Annotated in this window: 19 protein-coding genes and 1 riboswitch; of the genes, 15 read left to right on the top strand and 4 right to left on the bottom strand. The window is 71.9% G+C overall.

What is annotated here, in order from left to right; all coding sequences use genetic code 11:
• Nucleotides 1–11 precede the first annotated feature (11 nt).
• Nucleotides 12–1190 (top strand): CaiB/BaiF CoA transferase family protein, encoded by a 1179-nt coding sequence (locus M1105_RS03245; protein WP_249578905.1) that lies wholly within the window; start codon nt 12–14, stop codon nt 1188–1190.
• Nucleotides 1187–2107, top strand: a complete 921-nt coding sequence (locus M1105_RS03240; RefSeq protein ID WP_249578904.1) for a DMT family transporter — start codon at nt 1187–1189, stop codon at nt 2105–2107. Before M1105_RS03245 ends, M1105_RS03240 begins: the two co-directional genes overlap by 4 nt.
• 141 nt (nt 2108–2248) lie before the next feature.
• Here the strand turns inward: M1105_RS03240 and M1105_RS03235 are convergent, their stop codons facing one another.
• Together M1105_RS03235 and M1105_RS03230 are read right to left on the bottom strand one after the other, a co-directional pair.
• Entirely contained in the window at nt 2249–3250 is a 1002-nt protein-coding gene (locus M1105_RS03235) for an asparaginase (protein WP_249579045.1), read from the bottom strand.
• A gap of 58 nt (nt 3251–3308) precedes the next feature.
• Nucleotides 3309–3947, bottom strand: coding sequence for a sigma-70 family RNA polymerase sigma factor (locus M1105_RS03230; RefSeq protein ID WP_249578903.1), 639 nt, complete (start codon nt 3945–3947; stop codon nt 3309–3311).
• 222 nt (nt 3948–4169) lie between these two features.
• On the opposite strand from M1105_RS03230, the gene M1105_RS03225 reads away from it, so the two are divergent.
• The 4 genes from M1105_RS03225 to M1105_RS03210 all read left to right on the top strand — a co-directional run bounded on the left by M1105_RS03225 (nt 4170) and on the right by M1105_RS03210 (nt 7120).
• Nucleotides 4170–4703 carry an invasion associated locus B family protein gene (locus M1105_RS03225; RefSeq protein ID WP_249578902.1) on the top strand — a complete coding sequence of 178 codons (534 nt, stop codon included), beginning with the start codon at nt 4170–4172 and terminating at the stop codon, nt 4701–4703.
• A 119-nt stretch (nt 4704–4822) separates the two neighbouring features.
• Nucleotides 4823–6025, top strand: a complete 1203-nt coding sequence (gene rlmN / locus M1105_RS03220; protein WP_249578901.1) for a 23S rRNA (adenine(2503)-C(2))-methyltransferase RlmN — start codon at nt 4823–4825, stop codon at nt 6023–6025.
• A 112-nt stretch (nt 6026–6137) separates the two neighbouring features.
• The gene (locus M1105_RS03215) at nt 6138–6473 is read left to right on the top strand and encodes a hypothetical protein (protein WP_249578900.1); all 336 of its coding nucleotides are present in this window, start codon (nt 6138–6140) and stop codon (nt 6471–6473) included.
• Between the two features lie 44 nt (nt 6474–6517).
• Nucleotides 6518–7120, top strand: a complete 603-nt coding sequence (locus M1105_RS03210; RefSeq protein ID WP_249578899.1) for a hypothetical protein — start codon at nt 6518–6520, stop codon at nt 7118–7120.
• A 357-nt stretch (nt 7121–7477) separates the two neighbouring features.
• Here the strand turns inward: M1105_RS03210 and M1105_RS03205 are convergent, their stop codons facing one another.
• Entirely contained in the window at nt 7478–8953 is a 1476-nt protein-coding gene (locus M1105_RS03205; RefSeq protein WP_249578898.1) for an NAD-dependent succinate-semialdehyde dehydrogenase, read from the bottom strand.
• Nucleotides 8954–9253: 300 nt separating this feature from the next.
• On the opposite strand from M1105_RS03205, the gene M1105_RS03200 reads away from it, so the two are divergent.
• The 9 genes from M1105_RS03200 (at nt 9254) to M1105_RS03160 (ending at nt 17453) form a co-directional block, all read left to right on the top strand.
• Nucleotides 9254–11221, top strand: a complete 1968-nt coding sequence (locus M1105_RS03200; protein ID WP_249578897.1) for an elongation factor G — start codon at nt 9254–9256, stop codon at nt 11219–11221.
• Nucleotides 11222–11560: 339 nt separating this feature from the next.
• Nucleotides 11561–11661: riboswitch (TPP riboswitch) on the top strand.
• A gap of 54 nt (nt 11662–11715) precedes the next feature.
• A complete protein-coding gene (gene thiO / locus M1105_RS03195) occupies nt 11716–12759 on the top strand; it encodes a glycine oxidase ThiO (RefSeq protein WP_249578896.1) in 1044 nt (347 codons plus the stop codon).
• On the top strand, nt 12737–12934 hold the full coding sequence (gene thiS / locus M1105_RS03190; protein WP_249578895.1) for a sulfur carrier protein ThiS: 198 nt from the start codon (nt 12737–12739) through the stop codon (nt 12932–12934). The genes thiO and thiS overlap by 23 nt, the downstream gene beginning before the upstream one ends.
• 3 nt (nt 12935–12937) lie before the next feature.
• Nucleotides 12938–13711, top strand: a complete 774-nt coding sequence (locus tag M1105_RS03185) for a thiazole synthase (RefSeq protein ID WP_249578894.1) — start codon at nt 12938–12940, stop codon at nt 13709–13711.
• Nucleotides 13708–14325: a thiamine phosphate synthase gene (locus M1105_RS03180; protein WP_249578893.1), complete on the top strand. Its 618-nt coding sequence runs from the start codon at nt 13708–13710 to the stop codon at nt 14323–14325. Before M1105_RS03185 ends, M1105_RS03180 begins: the two co-directional genes overlap by 4 nt.
• Before the next feature lie 11 nt (nt 14326–14336).
• Nucleotides 14337–15272 carry an ABC transporter substrate-binding protein gene (locus M1105_RS03175; RefSeq protein ID WP_249578892.1) on the top strand — a complete coding sequence of 312 codons (936 nt, stop codon included), beginning with the start codon at nt 14337–14339 and terminating at the stop codon, nt 15270–15272.
• Nucleotides 15269–15955 carry a TenA family protein gene (locus tag M1105_RS03170; protein ID WP_249578891.1) on the top strand — a complete coding sequence of 229 codons (687 nt, stop codon included), beginning with the start codon at nt 15269–15271 and terminating at the stop codon, nt 15953–15955. Before M1105_RS03175 ends, M1105_RS03170 begins: the two co-directional genes overlap by 4 nt.
• Entirely contained in the window at nt 15952–16701 is a 750-nt protein-coding gene (locus tag M1105_RS03165; protein WP_406600578.1) for an ABC transporter ATP-binding protein, read from the top strand. Before M1105_RS03170 ends, M1105_RS03165 begins: the two co-directional genes overlap by 4 nt.
• Nucleotides 16698–17453 carry an ABC transporter permease gene (locus M1105_RS03160; protein WP_249578890.1) on the top strand — a complete coding sequence of 252 codons (756 nt, stop codon included), beginning with the start codon at nt 16698–16700 and terminating at the stop codon, nt 17451–17453. Before M1105_RS03165 ends, M1105_RS03160 begins: the two co-directional genes overlap by 4 nt.
• A gap of 331 nt (nt 17454–17784) precedes the next feature.
• On the opposite strand, the gene M1105_RS03155 is transcribed toward M1105_RS03160, so the two are convergent.
• Entirely contained in the window at nt 17785–18537 is a 753-nt protein-coding gene (locus tag M1105_RS03155; RefSeq protein ID WP_249578889.1) for a DUF1028 domain-containing protein, read from the bottom strand.
• Nucleotides 18538–18546: the final 9 nt, after the last annotated feature.

The raw sequence follows: 18546 nt of genomic DNA, 5'->3' as shown, positions 1-18546 counted from the left end.
AGGGGACGGGCATGACGGGAACGGCGCCCCTGCGGGGGTTGAGGGTGGTCGAGCTTGCGCGCATCCTCGCGGGGCCGTGGATCGGGCAGACGCTGGCGGATCTTGGCGCTGACGTGATCAAGGTCGAGGCGCCGGAGGGTGACGACACCCGCGGCTGGGGCCCGCCCTTCATCGAGCGCACCCTGCCCGACGGGCGGGTGGACCGCTCGGCCGCCTATTTCCACTCGGCCAACCGTGGCAAGCGGTCGGTCACAGCGGATTTCCGCACCGAGCAGGGGGCCGGGTTCGTGCGCCGGCTGGTCGCGCGGGCGGACGTGCTGATCGAGAACTTCAAGGTCGGGGGCCTGACGAAATACGGGCTCGATTACGCGGCGCTCTCGGCGGTCAATCCGCGGCTGATCTACTGTTCGGTCACGGGCTTCGGGCAGGACGGGCCGCGGGCGCACCAGGCGGGCTATGACTTCATGATCCAGGGCATGGGCGGGATCATGGACCTGACCGGCGAGCCGGACGGGGCGCCGCAGAAGATCGGGGTGGCGTTTGCCGACATCTTCACCGGGCTTTATGGCGTCATCGCGATCCAGGCGGCGCTGAGGGTGCGCGAGCAAACGGGGCGCGGCCAGCACATCGACATGAGCCTGATGGACGCGATGACCGGGGTGCTTGCGAACCAGGCGATGAACTACCTCGCCACGGGCATCAGCCCGCGCCGGCTGGGCAACGCGCATCCGAACATCGTGCCTTACCAGGTGTTCCCGGCGTCGGACGGGCACATCATCATCGCGGTCGGCAACGAGGGGCAGTTCCGGCGGATGTGCGCGGTGCTGGGGCTCGAGAAACTTGCCCCCGACCCGCGCTTCGCGTCGAACGCGCTGCGCGTGGCGGCCCGGGCCGAGATCGTGCCGCTGATCGAGGCCGCGACGCGCACCCGCCCGCGCGACCAGATGCTGGCCGGGCTCGAGGCGGCGGGCGTGCCCGCGGGGCCGATCAACCGGCTCGAGGACGTGTTCGCCGACCCGCAGATCCTGCACCGCGGCATGCGGATCGAGGTCGAGGGCGTGCCGGGGGTGCGCAGCCCGATGGCCTTCTCGGACAGCGGCCTCGCGCTCGAGCGCGCGGCGCCGGGACTGGGCCAGCACGATGCCGAGGTCCGCGCGGAACTGGACGCGGCGGAGCGGGGCGCCTCGTGAGCGGCGTCTCGGACCCCGCGCGGGGCATCCGGTTCGTCCTCATGGCGGTGGCACTCTTCGCGGTGCAGGACGGCATCTCGAAGCACCTCGCGCAGTCCTACCCGGTGCCATTCTTCGTGATGATCCGCTACTGGTTCTTCGCGGCCTTCGTGATCGCGATGGCCGTGCGCAGCCCGGGCGGTATCCGGGGGGCGTGGCGCACCAAGATGCCGCTCACGCAGGTGTTCCGGGGCGTGCTGCTGGTGTTCCAGATCTGGGTGATCGTGACCAGCTTCGACCTGATCGGGCTGGGACCCACGCATGCGATCTTCGCGCTGCATCCGCTGGTGGCGACGCTCATGGCGATCCCGCTCTTGGGCGAGATGGTGGGCTGGCGGCGCCTAGCGGCGGTGGGCGTGGGGTTCCTGGGGATCCTTGTGATCCTGCGGCCCGGCGCGGGGGTGTTCGACCCCTACGCCCTGATCGCGGTCGGCTCGTCGTTCCTGTTCGGCTTCTATTCGGTGCTGACGCGGATGGTGGCGAAGGCCGATGGCTCGGCCCGGCCGGCGTTCTTCTACACGGGCGTCGCAGGCGCGGTGGCGGTGACGGCGGTGGGGCCGTTCTTCTGGACTCCGATGCTGCCTGCCGACTGGGCGTGGCTCGGCGTGCTGTGCGTCACCGGGATGGCCGGGCACTACTGCCTGATCCGGGCACTGGACGCGACCGAGGCGGTGCGCATCCAGCCCTTCATCTATCTGCAGATGGTGTTCGCGACGGCGATGGGCTGGACGCTGTTCGGCGAGCCGTTCGACCCGGTGGCGCTGATCGGCATGGCGATGATCGTCGGCGCCGGGCTTTACGCGATCTGGCGCGAATGGGTGGCGATGGAGCGGGCGAAGGTCGCGGCGCGGGCGGCGCGGGAGGGCGGGCCGGGGTGAGGCTTTCGCGCGTGGCCATGGCGTAAATTATTGAATTTAATCTGTTTATGGAATCACTTGGCGTGAAAGGAGTTGGGGGCGAGGCGGCCCCGGGTCAGGCCCGGGGCCCGGTCAGGCGGTAGGCCGCGGGGCGCGCGCGGGTCAGTCGAACAGCGTTTCGGCCGCCCTCAGATGCCCGTGGACGATGCCGCGGCGGTTCTCGATGGGGTGGTCGGCGTAAAGGCGGAAGGCCGGGTCGTGTGCATCCAGCGCGCCGTGGCGGACGAGGAGGGCGGCGATCGCTGCCTCGGCGCCGCGGGTTCCGCCGTCGTCGATCTTGAGCGCGATACCGAGGCCCTGTTCTGGCAGGATGCCCACGAACACGGCCTCGGCGCCCGACTTGATCACGCTGCGGCCGCCCATGGCGCGGATCAGCGTGGTGGTGGGGCGCCCCTCGCCCGACACGAGGACGGGGTGCGCGGCCATGGCGTCGCGCAGGCGCGTCGCGGCCTCGGCGCGGATACCGCGGAAACCCTCGGCCGGCCGGGCAAAGCGGGCCATGGCGGTCGCGAGGCCCTTCAGCGTCACGGCGAAGTTGGGAGCCGAGCAGCCGTCGATGGCGAAGGCCGTTACGGTCTCGTCGCAGACCTCCTCGGTCGCGGCGCGAACGGCGCGCTGCACCGGGTGGTCGGGGTCCACGTATTCGGGGTCGCCGCCCAGATGGGCGTTGACGGTCAGGAAGCCGCAATGCTTGCCCGAGCAGTTGTTGTGCACCTGGCAGGGGCGCTGGTGCCGCTCGCGCAAGCCGTGTCGGGCGACGGTGTCATAGGGCGCGTGTGCGCCGCAGCGCAGGTCGTCGTCAGAAAGCCCCAGCGTCGCCAGCCAGTCGCGGGCGAGCGCGGTGTGCACCGCCGCGCCAGCGTGCGAGGCGCAGGCCAGCGCGAGGTGCTCGGCCGTCAGGCCCCAGCGATCGGCCGCGCCCGATTCGACCAGCGGCAGGCCCTGGATCATCTTGCAGGCCGAGCGCGGCAGGATCACGCGGCGAGGCTCGCCCCAGGCCTCGACCAGTTCGCCGTCGGGGCGGCAGATGGCGACGGCGCCGCGGTGGACGCATTCCAGCACGGGGCCGCGCCAGACCTCGGCCAGCACGGGCGAGGCCTCCATCCCCGTGGCGCGGTGGTCGTGCAGCCCGCCGGGGCGGTGCAGCAGGTGAGTGGCGTTCTCAGTCATCGCGCAGTTCCTCGGCAAAGCTCTCGCCCAGCTCGTCGCGCAGCCGCCGGAACGACAGGCGCAGGCGCGACTTCACGGTGCCGAGCGGAGTTTCGAGCCGCTCGGCGATCTCGGCATGGCTGAGACCCGCGAAGAAGGCAAGACGCACCACGGTGAGCTGGTCCTCGGAGAGCCGGGCAAGGGCGGCGCGCACGCGGGCGTCGCGCTCGCGGCCCGACAGGCGGGTCTCGGCGCCTGCCTCGTCGTCGGGGCGGAAATGCGGGTCCTCGGGGTCGGGCGCGGGACGCCGGGCGCGGCGCATCATGTCAATGCGCTTGTTGCGGGCGATGGTGAAGATCCATGTCGCGGCGCCGGCGAGCGCGGGGTCGAAGGTCTCGGCCCGGCGCCAGAGGGTGACCATGACCTCCTGCGCGCCGTCCTCGGCCTCGTCGTGACTGGCGCCGGAGCGCAGCAGGAACGCCTTGACCCGGCCCGCATAGCGCCCGAACAGCGCGGCGAAGGCCTCGCGCGAGCGGTGTGCGGCGATTGCGAGGATCAGCGCCTCGTCGGGGGCGCCGGCAAGCGGGGTTGCGGGGCCGCCGGGGCTCCGGCCGCCATTCGTGCTTCCCGCAGTCGCCGCGTCGTCGCTCACACGCGCCCGCCTCTCAGGGTCGTCGGCCGAGGCCGCAGTGGCGCGGTTCCGGTCTGAGCGTCGCCGGTGCTCGACGCGAAGTGCAGCCAGTCTCGACCTCGGGGTGGAATTCTGCACCGCTCCTAGAGTATGGTGAAACCCTCTGCGGAACAAACACTGATCCGAAACTTACCCTCGATGGGGCGGAAAAGACCCCACGAGAAAGACAGCTACGAGGCGAGCATGATGAATTTCCTGAAGGCGGGAGTGCTGGCGCTGGCGGTGTGCGGGCTGGCGTACGTCTCGCCCGCGGAAGCTCAGACCCACACCCGTGTCGATGCCAAGCGCGACTGGTCGGTCTTCGAGGCGGCGGGCGAGGGCGCCAAGGTGTGCTGGATCGTGTCGCAGCCCCTCAAGACGGTGGCGCTGCGGGGCGGGCAGCAGGTCGAGGTGAGGCGCGGCGACATCTTCCTGATGGTGGCCGTGCGTCCGGCCGACGGGGTGAAGAACGAGGTGTCCTACATCGCGGGCTATCCCTTCCGCCCCGGCTCGAACGTCGAGGCCAAGGTGGGCTCGTCGACGCTGACGATGTTCACCGACGGCGAGAACGCCTGGTTCAAGTCGCCCGACGAGGATGCGAGGGCGATCGGCGTGTTCCGGGCGGGCTCGCAGATCGAGCTGCGCGGCACGTCGTCGCGCGGGACCACCACGGTCGACACCTTCTCGCTGCTGGGCTTCACGGCGGCGCTGGAGGCGGCGCAGGCCCGCTGCGGCTGAGGATGGGCCCGCGCCCGCGGGCCCGCGGCAGGACGACCGGCCTTTCTCCGACGGGGAAGGGCCACTATCTGTTGCGCGCGCGGGACGCCGATGTCCGCGCCTGACGGGACTGACGCGAGATGACCGGCACCGCCACCGAACGACCGAAAGCCACGGCGATCCAGCCGGACTTCGCCACCCTGCCGCGGCGCACGGTGGGCGATGGGCGCGTCAACCTGGTTGGCCTCACCCGGCCCGCGCTGCGGGCGGCGCTGGTCGAGGCGGGGGTCGACGTGGGCCAGGCGAAGATGCGCGCGGGCCAGCTGTGGCAGTGGATCTACCAGCGCGGGGTGTCGGACTTCGAGGCGATGACGAACCTCGCCAAGGGGTTCCGTGCCGATCTGGCGGCGGCCTTCACGGTCGATCGGCCCGAGATCGTGACCCGCCAGCTGAGCCGCGACGGTACGCGCAAATACCTGCTGCGCATCGCCGGCGGCCACGAGGTCGAGGCGGTCTACATCCCCGAGGAGGATCGCGGAACGCTATGCGTCTCGTCTCAGGTGGGCTGCACGCTGACCTGCACCTTCTGCCACACGGGGACGCAAAAGCTAGTGCGCAACCTCACGGCGGCCGAGATCGTCGGCCAGATCCTGGTGGCGCGCGACGACCTGGGCGAATGGCCCAAGGCTGGCGAGCGCCCGCCCGAGCGGCGGCTGATTTCCAACATCGTGCTGATGGGGATGGGCGAGCCGCTCTACAACGCCGACAACGTCCGCGACGCCATGCTGATCGCGATGGACGGCGAGGGGCTGAGCCTGTCGCGCCGGCGGATCACGCTGTCCACCTCGGGCGTGGTGCCCGAGATCCCGCGCTGGGGGGGCGAGGCGGGGACGCTGCTCGCCATCAGCCTGCACGCCACCACCGACGAGGTGCGCGACGTGCTGGTGCCGATCAACAAGAAGTGGCCGATCAAGGAGCTGCTCGCGGCCTGCCGAGCCTATCCGCGCCTGTCGAACGCCGAGCGGATCACCTTCGAGTATGTGATGCTCAAGGGCGTGAACGATTCAGACGCGGACGCGAAGCGTCTGGTCAAGCTGATCGCGGGCATCCCCGCGAAGATCAACCTGATCCCCTTCAACCCCTGGCCGGGCGCTTCTTACGAACGCTCGGACTGGGCGCGGATCGAGGCGTTTGCCGAGATCGTCAACCGCGCGGGCTATGCGAGCCCGGTGCGCACGCCGCGGGGCGAGGACATCCTCGCGGCCTGCGGGCAGCTCAAGTCGGCGACCGAGCGGGCGAGGAAGTCGCGCGCGGCCATCGCGGCCGAGGCAGGCCTGGGCTGACGCCCGGCGGGTCCCTCGCCCCGAGCCGCACCGGCAACGGCGGCGCGATGTGAGGCCGGGACCCGGGCAATGTGCTACTGTTGCCTTCGCATCGACCGCAAGGGAGGGCGAAATGAAATCCATCGTGCTTCTTGTGGGGCGCCTGCCCAACATCGTCGCCAATGTCGCGCGGGAGCTCGAGCATCTGCCGGTGCAATGGCTTGGTGCCCATAACCGCGAGGAAGTGATCCGCCAGCTCGAGGCCGAGCCGCGCATCGAGAGCGTCATCATGGGCGCGGGGCTCGACGACGCGATCCGGGGCGAGCTGATCGGCGTGATCGCGCGGCGGCGGCCGGACCTGTGCATTTTCGTCAAGGACCGCGCCTCGGGGCCCGAGGGCATGGCGCCCTTCGTCCGCCGACTGGTCGAGGCCGGCCTGCACCGAAGCCACGCCCATTCGCCGGGCTGATCGCAGTCCTTGCCGCTGATACCGGCCTTCGCGTGAGGCAGGGCATGCCACACCAAAATCGCGTCATCCCGACCGGCGAGATCTTAGCGGCCCCCTGGCGCGGTGGGTTCACCGGCAATCGCGGCTGCCTGCACGATGACGAAGAGCGATTGGGCGTGGCGCGGTGGCGGCACCCGAACTGGGTCTGCTGTCTCACCGATTTCCGCGGCCGCCACCGGCCGATCATGCCGCCGGGGCGCTGGACCGCGCTGTTCTTCTGGGACGAGGCGGTGGCGCTCGCGGCCGGGCACCGTCCCTGCGGCGAGTGCCGCCATGCCGACTACCGCCGCTTCATGGCGGCCTGGGAGGCGGCGGGGCTGCCGGGCATGGGGCCGGCGGAGCGCGACCGGGTGCTGCATCGGGCCCGGGTGACGCGCGACCGGCGGCAGGTAACGCACCGGGTCGAGGCCGCCTTTCTGCCGGATGGGGTGTTCCTGCGCGCCGAGGATGGCCCCGCGCTGACCTGGCGCGGCGCCTTGCTGCCTTGGCGCGCGGCGGGTGGCTATGGGCCCGCCCGCGCCCTGCCGCGGGGTTTGGCCGAGGTTCTGACCCCGGCGCCGAGCGTGGCGGTCCTGCGCGCGGGCTATGCGGTGGCGCCACGGCTGTGACGCCGGGACGGTGCGGCGGTCCCGTGCTCCGGGATCGGTTCGGCCAGGGCATCGAGCCCCCGTCGAACCGGACGTCGCCCCCGCGGGGCGCCGGGGGCGACAGCTTGGTGGGCATCGAGAAGGATGCGCTGGCGATTGCGGCGGCGCGTCGGGCGAAGCGGGGCCAGCGAGGTCCCGGCTCGGCCGTCAGGGCTGCGTGGCTGCGCGACCCGGGGAAGCGCTGCGTTCGGGCCGGGCCACGGCGCTCATGGACCGTGCGAGCACCGCGATGCCCCGGCTCGGAGGCCGGGGCGGCGGTGTTCTCTGGCCGGGGCGGCGCGGCGCCCGGCACTGGGATGCGATCAGTGCAGGCCGGGCTCAGATGCCCATGCACATGTACTTGATCTCGAGATAGTCGTCGCAGCCGTATTTCGAGCCCTCGCGCCCCGTGCCGGACTGCTTGACGCCGCCGAAGGGGGCGACCTCGGTCGAGATGATGCCGGTGTTGATGCCGACGATGCCGTATTCCAGCGCCTCGGCCACGCGCCAGACGCGACCGAGATCGCGGGCGTAGAAGTAGGAGGCGAGGCCGAAGATCGTGTCGTTGGCCTGGGCGATCACGTCCGCCTCGTTCTCGAAGCGGAAAAGGGGCGCCACGGGGCCGAAGGTTTCCTCCCGCGTCACCGCCATGTCGGGTGTGACGCCGGTGAGCACCGTGGGCTGGAAGAACGAGCCGCCGAGTTCATGGCGCTTGCCGCCCGTGGCGATCTTCGCGCCCTTCGAGACTGCGTCGGCAATGTGCTCCTCGACCTTTGCCACGGCCGCCATGTCGATCAGCGGGCCGGTGGTCACGCCCTCCTCGAATCCGTCGCCGACCTTCATCTTGCGGACTGCCGCGACCAGCTTCTCGGCGAAGGCGTCATAGACGCCGGCCTGCACGTAGATGCGGTTGGCGCAGACGCAGGTCTGGCCGTTGTTGCGGTACTTGGACATCATTGCGCCCTCGACCGCGGCGTCGAGATCGGCGTCGTCGAACACGATGAAGGGCGCGTTGCCGCCCAGCTCCATCGAGGTCTTCATGATCTGGTCGGCGGCCTGGCGCATCAGGATGCGGCCCACCTCGGTCGAGCCGGTGAAGGTGAGCTTGCGCACCTTGGGATTCGCGCAGAACTCCTCGCCGATCTTCGAGGACGAGGCCGAGGTGACGACCGAGAGAACGCCCTTCGGCACGCCCGCGCGTTCCGCCAGCACGGCCATGGCGAGCGCCGAGAGCGGCGTCTGCTTGGCGGGCTTCGAGATGAAGGTGCAGCCCACGGCGAGCGCGGGGCCAACCTTGCGGGCGATCATGGCGTTGGGGAAGTTCCACGGCGTGATCGAGGCGACGACGCCCACCGGCTGCTTGAGCACGACGAGGCGCTTGTCGCGCTGATGGCCGGGGATGATGTCGCCATAGACGCGCTTGGCCTCCTCGGCGAACCACTCGATGAAGCTTGCGCCATACATGATCTCGCCCTTGGCCTCGGCGAAGGGCTTGCCCATCTCGGCGGTCAGGATCGCGGCGAGGTCGTCGGCATTCGCGATCATCAGGTCGTACCACTTGCGCAGGACGGCGGCGCGCTCCTTGCCGGTGCGGGCGGCCCAGTCCTTCTGCGCGGCTTCGGCCGCGTCGATGGCGCGCCGCGTCTCGGCAACGCCGAGGTCGGGCAGGTCGACGATCTTCGCGCCGGTCGAGGGGTTGGTCACGGGGAGGGTCGGCCCCGAGCCCGCGCCCACCCATTCGCCTGCGACGAAGGCCTTGTCGGTCAGGAGCGACGGGTCGCCGAGCGACTGCTTGAGATCGGTGCGGTCCAGCATGATGGGTCTCCTCGTCGGGTCAGGCGGTGGCGGGCCGGGTGGCTCGGTGCTTCCCTGTCGGGCGCCGATCGGATGCGCGCGGCAGGCCGCGGGCCGTCAGGTCGGACGCGCCCGCTGTTCCACCAGTCCATAGCCCCGGCACGCCCCCCGGATCAAGCCGCGCGCGCCGCCATGGGGGGTGTTCAACCGCCGCGCCGCGCGCTTTACTGGATGCCCGACCGGGCGCTTGCGCGGCGCGCGGAAGGGGATGCGAACGGGATACGGGACGGCAGACAGAACAGAAAACAGGGGAGAGATGTCATGGCGCGATGCGTGGCGGTCATCGGTGCGCCCGGCACCGGCAAGTCGGCCTTGGTCGATCGCTTTTGCCGGCTCGAGGGCCAGAGCCCGCCCGGCGCCGCGCCCACCCCGGCCGACCCTCGTGTCGTCGGCTTCAACTGGTCGGGTGAGCCCTGGTGGGCGATCGACTGCCCCGGCTCGATCGAGTTCCTGCAGGAGAGCGTGAACGCGTTGACGGTGGCCGATGCCGTGATCCTCTGCGTCTCGCCCGACCCTGCGCAGGCGGTGCTGGCGGCGCCCTACCTGCGCGCGGTCGAGGCGGCGGGCGTGCCCGCGATCCTGTTCATCAACCGCATGGATGAGGCGACCGCCCGGGTGCGCGACATCGTGGCGGGGTTGCAGGACTACGCGAACCACGTGATCTGCCTGCGGCAGGTGCCGATCCGCGAGGGCGACAAGGTGGTGGGCGCGGTCGACCTGATCTCCGAGCGCGCCTGGAAATACCGCGAGGGCGAGCCATCGGCGCTGATCGCGCTGCCGCCCGAGATCGAGGAGCGCGAGCACGAGGCGCGCGTCGAACTGCTGGAGCACCTGGCCGATTTCGACGACTGGCTGCTGGAGCAGATTATCGAGGACCGCGAACCCGAGGGCGGACCGGTCTTCGGCATCGCCGCGCGGGTGCTGGCCGAGAACCGGGTGATCCCCTGCCTCATCGGCTCGGCCGGGCATGGCAACGGGATCGTGCGGCTCGCCAAGGCGCTGCGCCACGAGGCGCCGCAGGTCGAGGCGCTGGCGGCGCGGCTGGCAGAGGGCGCGGGGACGAAGGCCCCCCTGATGGCGGCAACCTTCCACGCCCGCCACCGCCGTCATGTCGGGCGCACGATCTGGCTGCGGGCGCTGGCCGAGGGGGTCAGGCCCTCGGTGATGCTGGGGGGCGCGAGCCTCGGCTCGCTGGTCGATGCCGGCAGCGACCGCGCGGGCGCGGTGTCCGAGGTGCCCGCTGGCGGACTCGCCGCTGCGGTCAAGTCCGACCATCTGCCGGGGGCGGGCCTGCTGACCCGCGACGCCGCGCTGCCGCCGCCCGACTGGTCGGCGCCCGCGGCGGGTCAGATCGCCTGCATCCTCGCGCCGGTGAACGAGCGCGACGACGTGAAACTGTCGACCGCGCTGGCGCGAATCGCTGCGGACGATCGCTCGGTGCATGTGAGCCAGGACCCCGAGACCGGCGGCCAGCGGGTCGAGACGCAGGGGCCCATCCACCTGCGCTGCCTGCGCGAGACGCTGGCGGGCGTGTTCGGTGTCGAGACGGTCGAGCAGCCGGTCCCCCCGGTCTACCGCGAGACCATCACCCGCCGGGCCGAGGTGCATCACCGCCACCGCAAGCAGACCGGCGGCGCCGGGCAGTTCGCCGACGTCAAGCTGACCGTCGAGCCGAACGGCCGCGGCGCGGGCTTCGTGTTCGACGAGGTGGTGAAAGGGGGCGCGGTGCCGCGCAACTACATCCCCGCGGTCGGGGCGGGGGCCGAGGATGCGACGGCGCGCGGGCCGCTGGGGTTTCCGGTCGTCGATGTGCGGGTGACGCTGACCGACGGGCAGCACCATTCGGTCGACAGCTCGGACATGGCCTTCCGTATCGCCGGGCGCGCGGGCGTGGCCGAGGGGCTGGCGCAAGGCGTGTCGGTGCTGCTGCAGCCCTATCACGAGGTGCGCTTCCACGTCCCTTCGGTGTTCTCGGGCGCACTGGTGCCGGTGGTCTCGGCGCTGAAGGGGCAGGTGCTGGGCTTCGACCGCGACCCCGAGGCCAAGGGCTGGGACGTATTCCGGGCGCTCCTGCCGGGCTCGGCGCTGGGGGACCTGGCGGGGCAGTTGCGGTCGGTGACGCAGGGCGTTGGGCATTTCGACCACGCCTTCGACCACTATCAGGAGCTCTACGGCAAGGAGGCAGAGAAAGTCAGCGCCGAGCGGGCCGAGGCGCGCGCGGCGCATTGAGCGGACGTGCTGTGGCAGCAGGCGGTCCCGGGTCGGGCACGGGGCCCATTCCGGGCACAGGCGGCGTGAACGTGGACCCTCTTGTCGGCGGGGGCGCCTGACATCGCGAGGCCCCGGCTTGGAGGCCGGGACAGCGAGGGGCGGCGGGTGTCGCACTTTCACGGGCTCGGCAATCGCTGTGACTTCTCGAAGACGCGCTGCCCCGGCCTCCAAGCCGGGGCCTCGCCGGAGCCGCTCGCCCAACGACCTCGGGGAACCCGCCCCGATCCCCTCCCGCCACCCCGACGCTTCTCCACCCCCGCTTGCCCTTGCGTCCCACCACCCCGCGATGATATGCGGGGCGCACCGTTGGGGTGCTTCGGCTGAGACGCGCGGGACCGCGCGAACCCATCGAACCTGATCCGGGTAAGACCGGCGTAGGGAACGGGTATCGCCTTCAGGCTCAAGGACGCTGCCCGTCTCCCCCGCGCCGGTCGCGCAGGGCGGAGGCGCGTTTGGCGCGACTGGACGACATCGCGGACGGCGGCGGGGCCGGGCGGCCCCACGTGCTGGTGATCGGCGCGGGCGTCGCGGGGCTGTGCACCGCCACAGAACTCGCGGCGCGCGGCGCGCGGGTGACCGTGATCGACCGCGCGCCGGGGCCGGGAGCCGCGTCCTGTTCGTGGTGGGCGGGCGGAATGCTCGCGCCCTTCTGCGAGCGCGAGAGTGCCGAGGAACCCGTGCTTACCCATGGCCGCCGCGCCGCCGACTGGTGGGAGCGCCATGCCAGCGGCATCACCCGCGCGGGCACGCTGGTCGTGGCGCCGGGGCGCGATCAGGGCGAGCTTGCCCGCTTCGCGCGGCGCACCTCGGGGCACGAGGCGGTGGACGGGGCGCGCATCGCGGAACTCGAGCCCGACCTCGCGGGCCGCTTCGCGCGCGGGCTGTTCTTCGTCGAAGAGGCCCATCTCGACCCGCGCAAGGCGACGGCGGCGCTGCTGACCCGGCTGGCCGAGGCGGGCGCCGAGATCCGCTGGGGCACCGACATGGCCGACGCCCCGCCCGCGGATCAGGTGATCGACTGCCGCGGCCTCGCCGCCGCCGACCGACTGGCGGACCTGCGCGGCGTCAAGGGCGAGATGCTGGTGATCCGCAGCCCCGAGGTGGCGCTCACTCGCCCGGTGCGCCTGTTGCACCCGCGCTGGCCCATCTACATCGTCCCGCGCGGCGAGGGCGTCTACATGCTGGGCGCCACGATGATCGAGAGCGGCGACCGGCACCGCATCACCGCGCGCTCGATGCTGGAACTGCTGGGCGCGGCCTATGCGCTGCACCCGGCCTTCGCCGAGGCCGAGATCCTCGAGATCGGCGTCGATGCCCGCCCGGCCTTCCCCGACAACCTGCCGCGCGTGGTGCGCGCGGGCGGGCGGCTGCATGTCAACGGGCTCTACCGCCATGGCTTCCTGCTGGGGCCCTCCGTCGCCGCCGAGGCCGCCGCCGTGGCGCTGGGGGCCAATCATCCATCGGAGTGGCTGCATGACGATCATCCTCAACGGTGAGCCGCGCGCGGTCGCGGCCGCGACGCTCGAGGCGGCGCTGGCCGAGCTCGGCTATGGCGGCGCGCATGTCGCGACCGCCGTGAACGGCGACTTCGTGCCCCGCGACGCGCGCGCGGGCGTCGCGCTGCGCGAGGGCGACCGGCTGGAAGTTCTTGCACCCCTGCAGGGAGGCTGAGGCATGGCAACCTTCTACGGCACCGCGGTGGAAAGCCGCCTGATGCTGGGCACGGCGCTATACCCCTCGCCTGCCATCCTGGCCGAGGCGGTGCGGGCATCGGGCGCGGGCATCGTCACCGTGTCGCTGAGGCGCGAGGCGGCCGAGGCGCGGGCGGGGCAGGCGTTCTGGGAGATGATCCGCGCCCTTGGCGTGCGCGTCCTGCCCAACACCGCGGGGTGCCACAGCGTGCGCGAGGCGGTGACCACCGCGCAGATGGCGCGCGAGGTGTTCGGCACCGACTGGATCAAGCTCGAGGTGATCGGCGAGGAGGACACGCTGCAACCCGACCTGTTCGGGCTGGTCGAGGCCGCGCGAATCCTGATCGCCGACGGCTTCAAGGTGTTCCCCTACACGACCGAGGACCTCGTGGCCGCGCGCCGTCTGGTCGATGCGGGCTGCGAGGTGCTGATGCCTTGGGGCGCGCCCATCGGCTCGGGGCAGGGGCTGGTGAACCCCTACGGGCTGCGCACGATGCGGGCGCATTTCCCCGATGTGACGCTGGTGATCGATGCCGGGATCGGGCTGCCCTCGCATGCCGCCCGCGCCATGGAGATGGGGTTCGACGCAGTGCTGCTGAACACCGCGGTCGCCAAGGCGGGCGACCCGGTGGCGATGGCGCGGGCGTTTGCGCGCGCAGTCGAGGCGGGGCGGCTGGCCTGCGAGGCCGACCCGATGGAGCCGCGCGACATGGCCGCCCCCTCGACCCCGGTGATGGGAAAGGCGTTCCTGGGATGACGCTCGATCCGTTCTACCCGATCGTCGATGATGCCGCCTGGCTGCCCCGCCTGCTGCCGCAGGGGGTGAAGCTGGTGCAGTTGCGCGTGAAGGACCGGCCCGAGGATGCGCTGCGCGCGCAGATCGTGGCGGCGCGCGACCTGTGCCGCGCCGCGGGGGCGGTGCTGGTGGTCAATGATTACTGGCAGCTTGCCATCGAGACGGGCTGCGACTTCGTGCATCTGGGGCAGGAGGATCTGGATGCGGCGGACGTGCCCGCGATCCGCCGCGCCGGCATCCGGCTGGGGGTCTCGACCCATGACGATGCCGAACTCGACCGCGCGCTGAGCCTCGAGCCCGATTACGTCGCACTTGGGCCGGTCTATCCCACGATCCTCAAGCAGATGAAATGGGCGCCGCAGGGGCTCGACCGCGTCACTGGCTGGAAGCGCCGGGTGGGGGAGATCCCGCTCGTCGCCATCGGCGGGCTGACGGTCGAGCGCGCGGCCCCCGTGCTGGCGGCGGGGGCCGACGTGCTCTCGGTCGTCACCGACATCCTGCTCAACCCCGCCCCCGAGGCGCGCACCCGGCAATGGGTTGCCGCCACCCGCCCGACTGTTCGCCCCAACGCATGACGGAGTGACCGATGCGCCTGATCGCCCTTCTCGCCGCCCTTCTGATCGCCACGCCCGCGGCGGCGGCCGACAAGCTGACGCTGATCCTCGACTGGTTCATCAATCCCGACCATGGCCCCATCATCGTGGCGCAGGAGAAGGGGTATTTCGCGGCGCAGGGGTTGGAGGTCGAGATCATCCCGCCCGCCGACCCCTCGGACCCGCCGAAGCTGGTGGCAGCGGGCAAGGCGGACCTGGCGGTGTCATATCAGCCGCAGCTCCATCTTCAGGTGCATGAGGGGCTGGGGCTGGTGCGCGTGGGCACGCTGGTGGCGACGCCCCTCAGCTGCCTTCTGGTGCTGGCGGACGGGCCGATCAAGTCGATTGCGGATCTGAAGGGCGGCAAGCTCGGCTTTTCCGTGGGGGGCGTCGAGGAGGCGCTCTTGGGCGCGATCCTCGAGCGCCACGGCATGACGCTGGCGGATATCGAGCTGGTGAACGTCAACTGGTCTCTCTCGCCCTCGCTCATGTCGGGGCAGGTGGATGCGGTGATCGGCGCCTACCGCAATTTCGAGCTGAACCAGATGGACATCGAGGGCGTGAAGGGCCGCTGCTTCTTCATCGAGGAGGAGGGCGTCCCCGCCTATGACGAGCTGATCTACGTCGCCCGCGCCGAGGGGCTGGACAGCAACCTGATCGCCCGCTTCCTCGCCGCGACCGAGCTTGCGACGCAGTTCATCGTCAACAATCCCGAGGAATCGTGGGAGATCTTCAGGGGCACGGCGGCGGAACTCGACGACGAGCTGAACCGCCGGGCGTGGGTGGACACGATCCCGCGCTTCGCGCTGCGGCCCGCGGCGCTCGACGCCGGGCGCTATGCGCGCTTCGAGGCGTTCCTGAAGGACGGCGGGCTGATTTCGGAGGTCAAGCCGGTCGGCGAGATCGCCATCGACGTGGGGGCGAAATGACGGCCCCCGATTTCGACAGCGGGGTCTTCGCAGGCTGGCGCGAGGCCACGCCCGACTGGGCGGCGTACACCCGCCACGCCTTTGTCGAGGGGTTGCGCACCGGCGCCCTGCCGCGCGCGGCCTTCATGCATTACCTGGTGCAGGACTACGTGTTCCTGGTGCATTTCTCGCGCGCCTGGGCGCTGGCGGTGGTGAAGGCGGGCAGCCTTGCCGAGATGCGCACCGCCGCGGCCACCGTGGATGCGCTGGTCAATCACGAGATGCGGCTGCATGTCGAGACCTGCGCCAAGGCCGGGATCACCGAGGATGCGCTGTTCGCGGCCGAGGAGGCGCCCGAGAACCTCGCCTACACCCGCTTCGTGATCGACGCGGGGCTTTCGGGCGATTTCCTCGACCTGATGGCGGCGCTTGCGCCCTGCGTGCTGGGCTATGGCGAGATCGGCGCGCGGCTGGCGCGCGAGGCCACGTCGGACGCCTATGCCGACTGGATCGGCACCTATGGTGGGGAGGAGTATCAGTCAGTCTGCGCCGAGGTGGGCGGGCTGATCGACGCCGCCGCCGCCGCGCGGCTGGGCGCGGCGCCCGAGGCCTCGCCCCGCTGGCCCGCGCTGTGCCGGCGCTTCGCCACGGCGACGCGGCTGGAAGTGGGCTTCTGGGACATGGGGTTGCGGGGGCATCCGTGACCCCCGCGCCCGGCATCCGCATCGCGGGCAGGCTCGATTTCGGCGGCGGCTATGCCATCGACGGAATCGACCTTGCGGTGGAGGCCGGGCGCTGGACCTGCCTGCTGGGCCCATCGGGCGTGGGGAAATCGACGCTCTTGCGCCTCATCGCCGGGCTCGACGCGGGCGGGCGGCTCGACGGCGCTATCACGACCACGGATGGCGCGCCGCTGGCGGGGCGGATCGCCTGGATGGGGCAGACCGACCTGCTGGCGCCGTGGCTGGATGTGGCGGGCAATATCGGCCTCGGCGCGCGGCTGAGGGGCGAGCGGGCAGATCCCGCGCGGGTCGAGCGCCTTATCGGCGAGGTGGGCCTCGCCGGCCACCGCGAGAAGCGCCCGGCGGCGCTGTCGGGGGGGATGCGCCAGCGCGTGGCGCTCGCGCGCACGCTGATGGAGGACCGGCCCGTGGCGCTGCTGGACGAGCCCTTCTCGGCGCTCGACGCGCGCACGCGGGCCGAGATGCAGGAGCTTGCGTTCCGCGTGCTGGCCGGGCGCACGGTGCTGATGGTCACCCACGACCCCGCCGAGGCGGCGCGGCTGGGCCACGCGATCCATGTGATGACCGAAGCGGGCCTGCGCCCGTTCCCCGCGCCCGCGAGCCCGCCGATCCGCGAGCCGGGGGCGCGCGAGACGCTGGAGACGCAGGCAGCCCTTCTGGCGGCGCTGCGCGCGCCCGATGGCGTGGCGGCGGAGGCCGCGCGGTGAGCCGGGTCGCGGGTATCCTCGGCGTCGCGGCGGTCGCCATCGCGCTGTGGCAAGCGCTGGTCTGGGCCACGGGCGTGCCGCCCTTCATCCTGCCGGGACCGGGGCGGGTGGCCGTGGCGCTGTGGGACGCGCGCCTGCTGCTGGCGCAGCATTTCACGGTGACGGCGGCCGAGGTGCTGGCGGGCATCGTGCTGGGCTCGGCGCTGGGGGCGCTGACGGCGGTGCAGCTGATGGCGGCGCCCCGGCTTGCCCGCGCGGTGATGCCGGTGCTGGTGTTCACGCAGGCGGTGCCGGTCTTCGCGCTCGCGCCGCTGCTCACGCTGTGGCTGGGCTACGGGATCTGGTCGAAGATCGCGATGACGCTGCTCATCATCTATTTCCCGGTCGCCTCGGCCTTTCTCGACGGGTTGAGGCGCACGGACCCGGGCCTGCTCGATCTCGCCCGCACCATGGGGGCCGGGCGCGCCCGGACGCTGCTGTTTCTGCGCCTTCCCGCGGCGCTGCCGGCCTTCGCCTCGGGGCTGCGGCTGGCGGCGGTCTATGCGCCGATCGGCGCAGTGATCGGGGAATGGGTGGGGGCCTCGCAGGGGCTCGGGTACCTGATGCTGCTGGCGAACGGGCGCGCCAAGACGGACCTCATGTTCGCGGCGCTGATCGTGCTGGCGCTGATGACGGTCGCGCTCCATGCCGGCGTGGGCGCGCTGGGGCGGCGACTCGACGCCTATGCGGCGGGGCGCGCGGCGGGGGGCTGACACCGGCGTTGCGCGCGGCGCGCGGCCGGCCGATCGCGCCCGGTGCGCAACGCCGCGCTTCCCCGGCCTCCGAGCCGAGGCCTCGCGCCGCGCGTGATGTTGACGAGGCCCCGGGTCGAACCCGGGGCAGCGAGGGGGGCGGGTGGTGTGGCGAAACCCGGCTCGGGGCTGCGGCAGCGCAACGCCACGGTGTTCTCGCCGTGAAGCGCGACAGGGAGGCCCCGGCTCGGAGGCCGGGGCCGAGACGGAGGGCGGGCGGTGCTGGCGAGGCCCCGTCTCGGCGGCCGGGGCATCGGGGCGAGTCGCGCGGGGCGCGCAGCCGCCCCCTCCGTCAGATCAAGGGGGTGGCGAAGGAGCGCGACGGGATGCCGGCCGCGGCGCGGCGGCGTTCCTCGGCGAGGATGCGGGCATCGAGTTCCGTCCGGTCGGTGGTGCCCGAGATGTTCGCTTCCGTCGGCATGTTCTCGGCGAAGTGCAGGAAGCGCTCATGCGCCACGTCCCAGAGGCGGCGCAGCTCGGCCAGAGGGTCGGGATGGTCGTCGGCCCGCAGGTCGATCCAGGGATAGACCTCGCCCCGGTGGATCCGCAGCGCCGCAGCCTGCGTGCCGCGCTTGTCGCCGCCCGCGGCCTCGCCCGCCTCCATCGCCGTCATGAAGCGTTCCGGGAAGGGCAGGGCGCCCGCGTCCTGCCACGCCGCCAGCACCGCCTCGAGCACCTGCGGCCCCGCCAGCATGTTGCCCGCGACCGAGACGTTCTCGCCCGCGCCATGCCCGGCCCAGTCCACGCATTTGCCCCCGGTGAAGGCGGCGATCCGGCCCGTGCCGTCGATCATGTGGATCTGGCGGTTCGCGGCCCCCGCATCGCGCGCGGTCAGATCGGCGATCACGGCGTCCGACGCCTCGCCCGCCGCCAGCCGGTCGGCCGCCTCGATACCCCAGAGCGGGCTGATGAAGGCCTGCGTCGCCACCGCCGCGCGGCCCGGCCGGATATGGGGCACCAGCGCCCCCACGGCGAAGAAGCGGCTGGCCACGGCCACGCCGAGATGGCCCGATGCCGGGTCGCGCGCAACGATCGAGAATGTCATGTCCTGCTC

The sequence above is a fragment of the Thermohalobaculum sediminis genome, from assembly GCF_023487995.1.
In the GTDB taxonomy this organism is placed as follows: Bacteria; Pseudomonadota; Alphaproteobacteria; order Rhodobacterales; family Rhodobacteraceae; genus Thermohalobaculum; species Thermohalobaculum sediminis.
The sequence above is the reverse complement of the archived record's forward strand: the minus strand, read 5'-3'. Positions and strand labels throughout refer to the sequence as shown.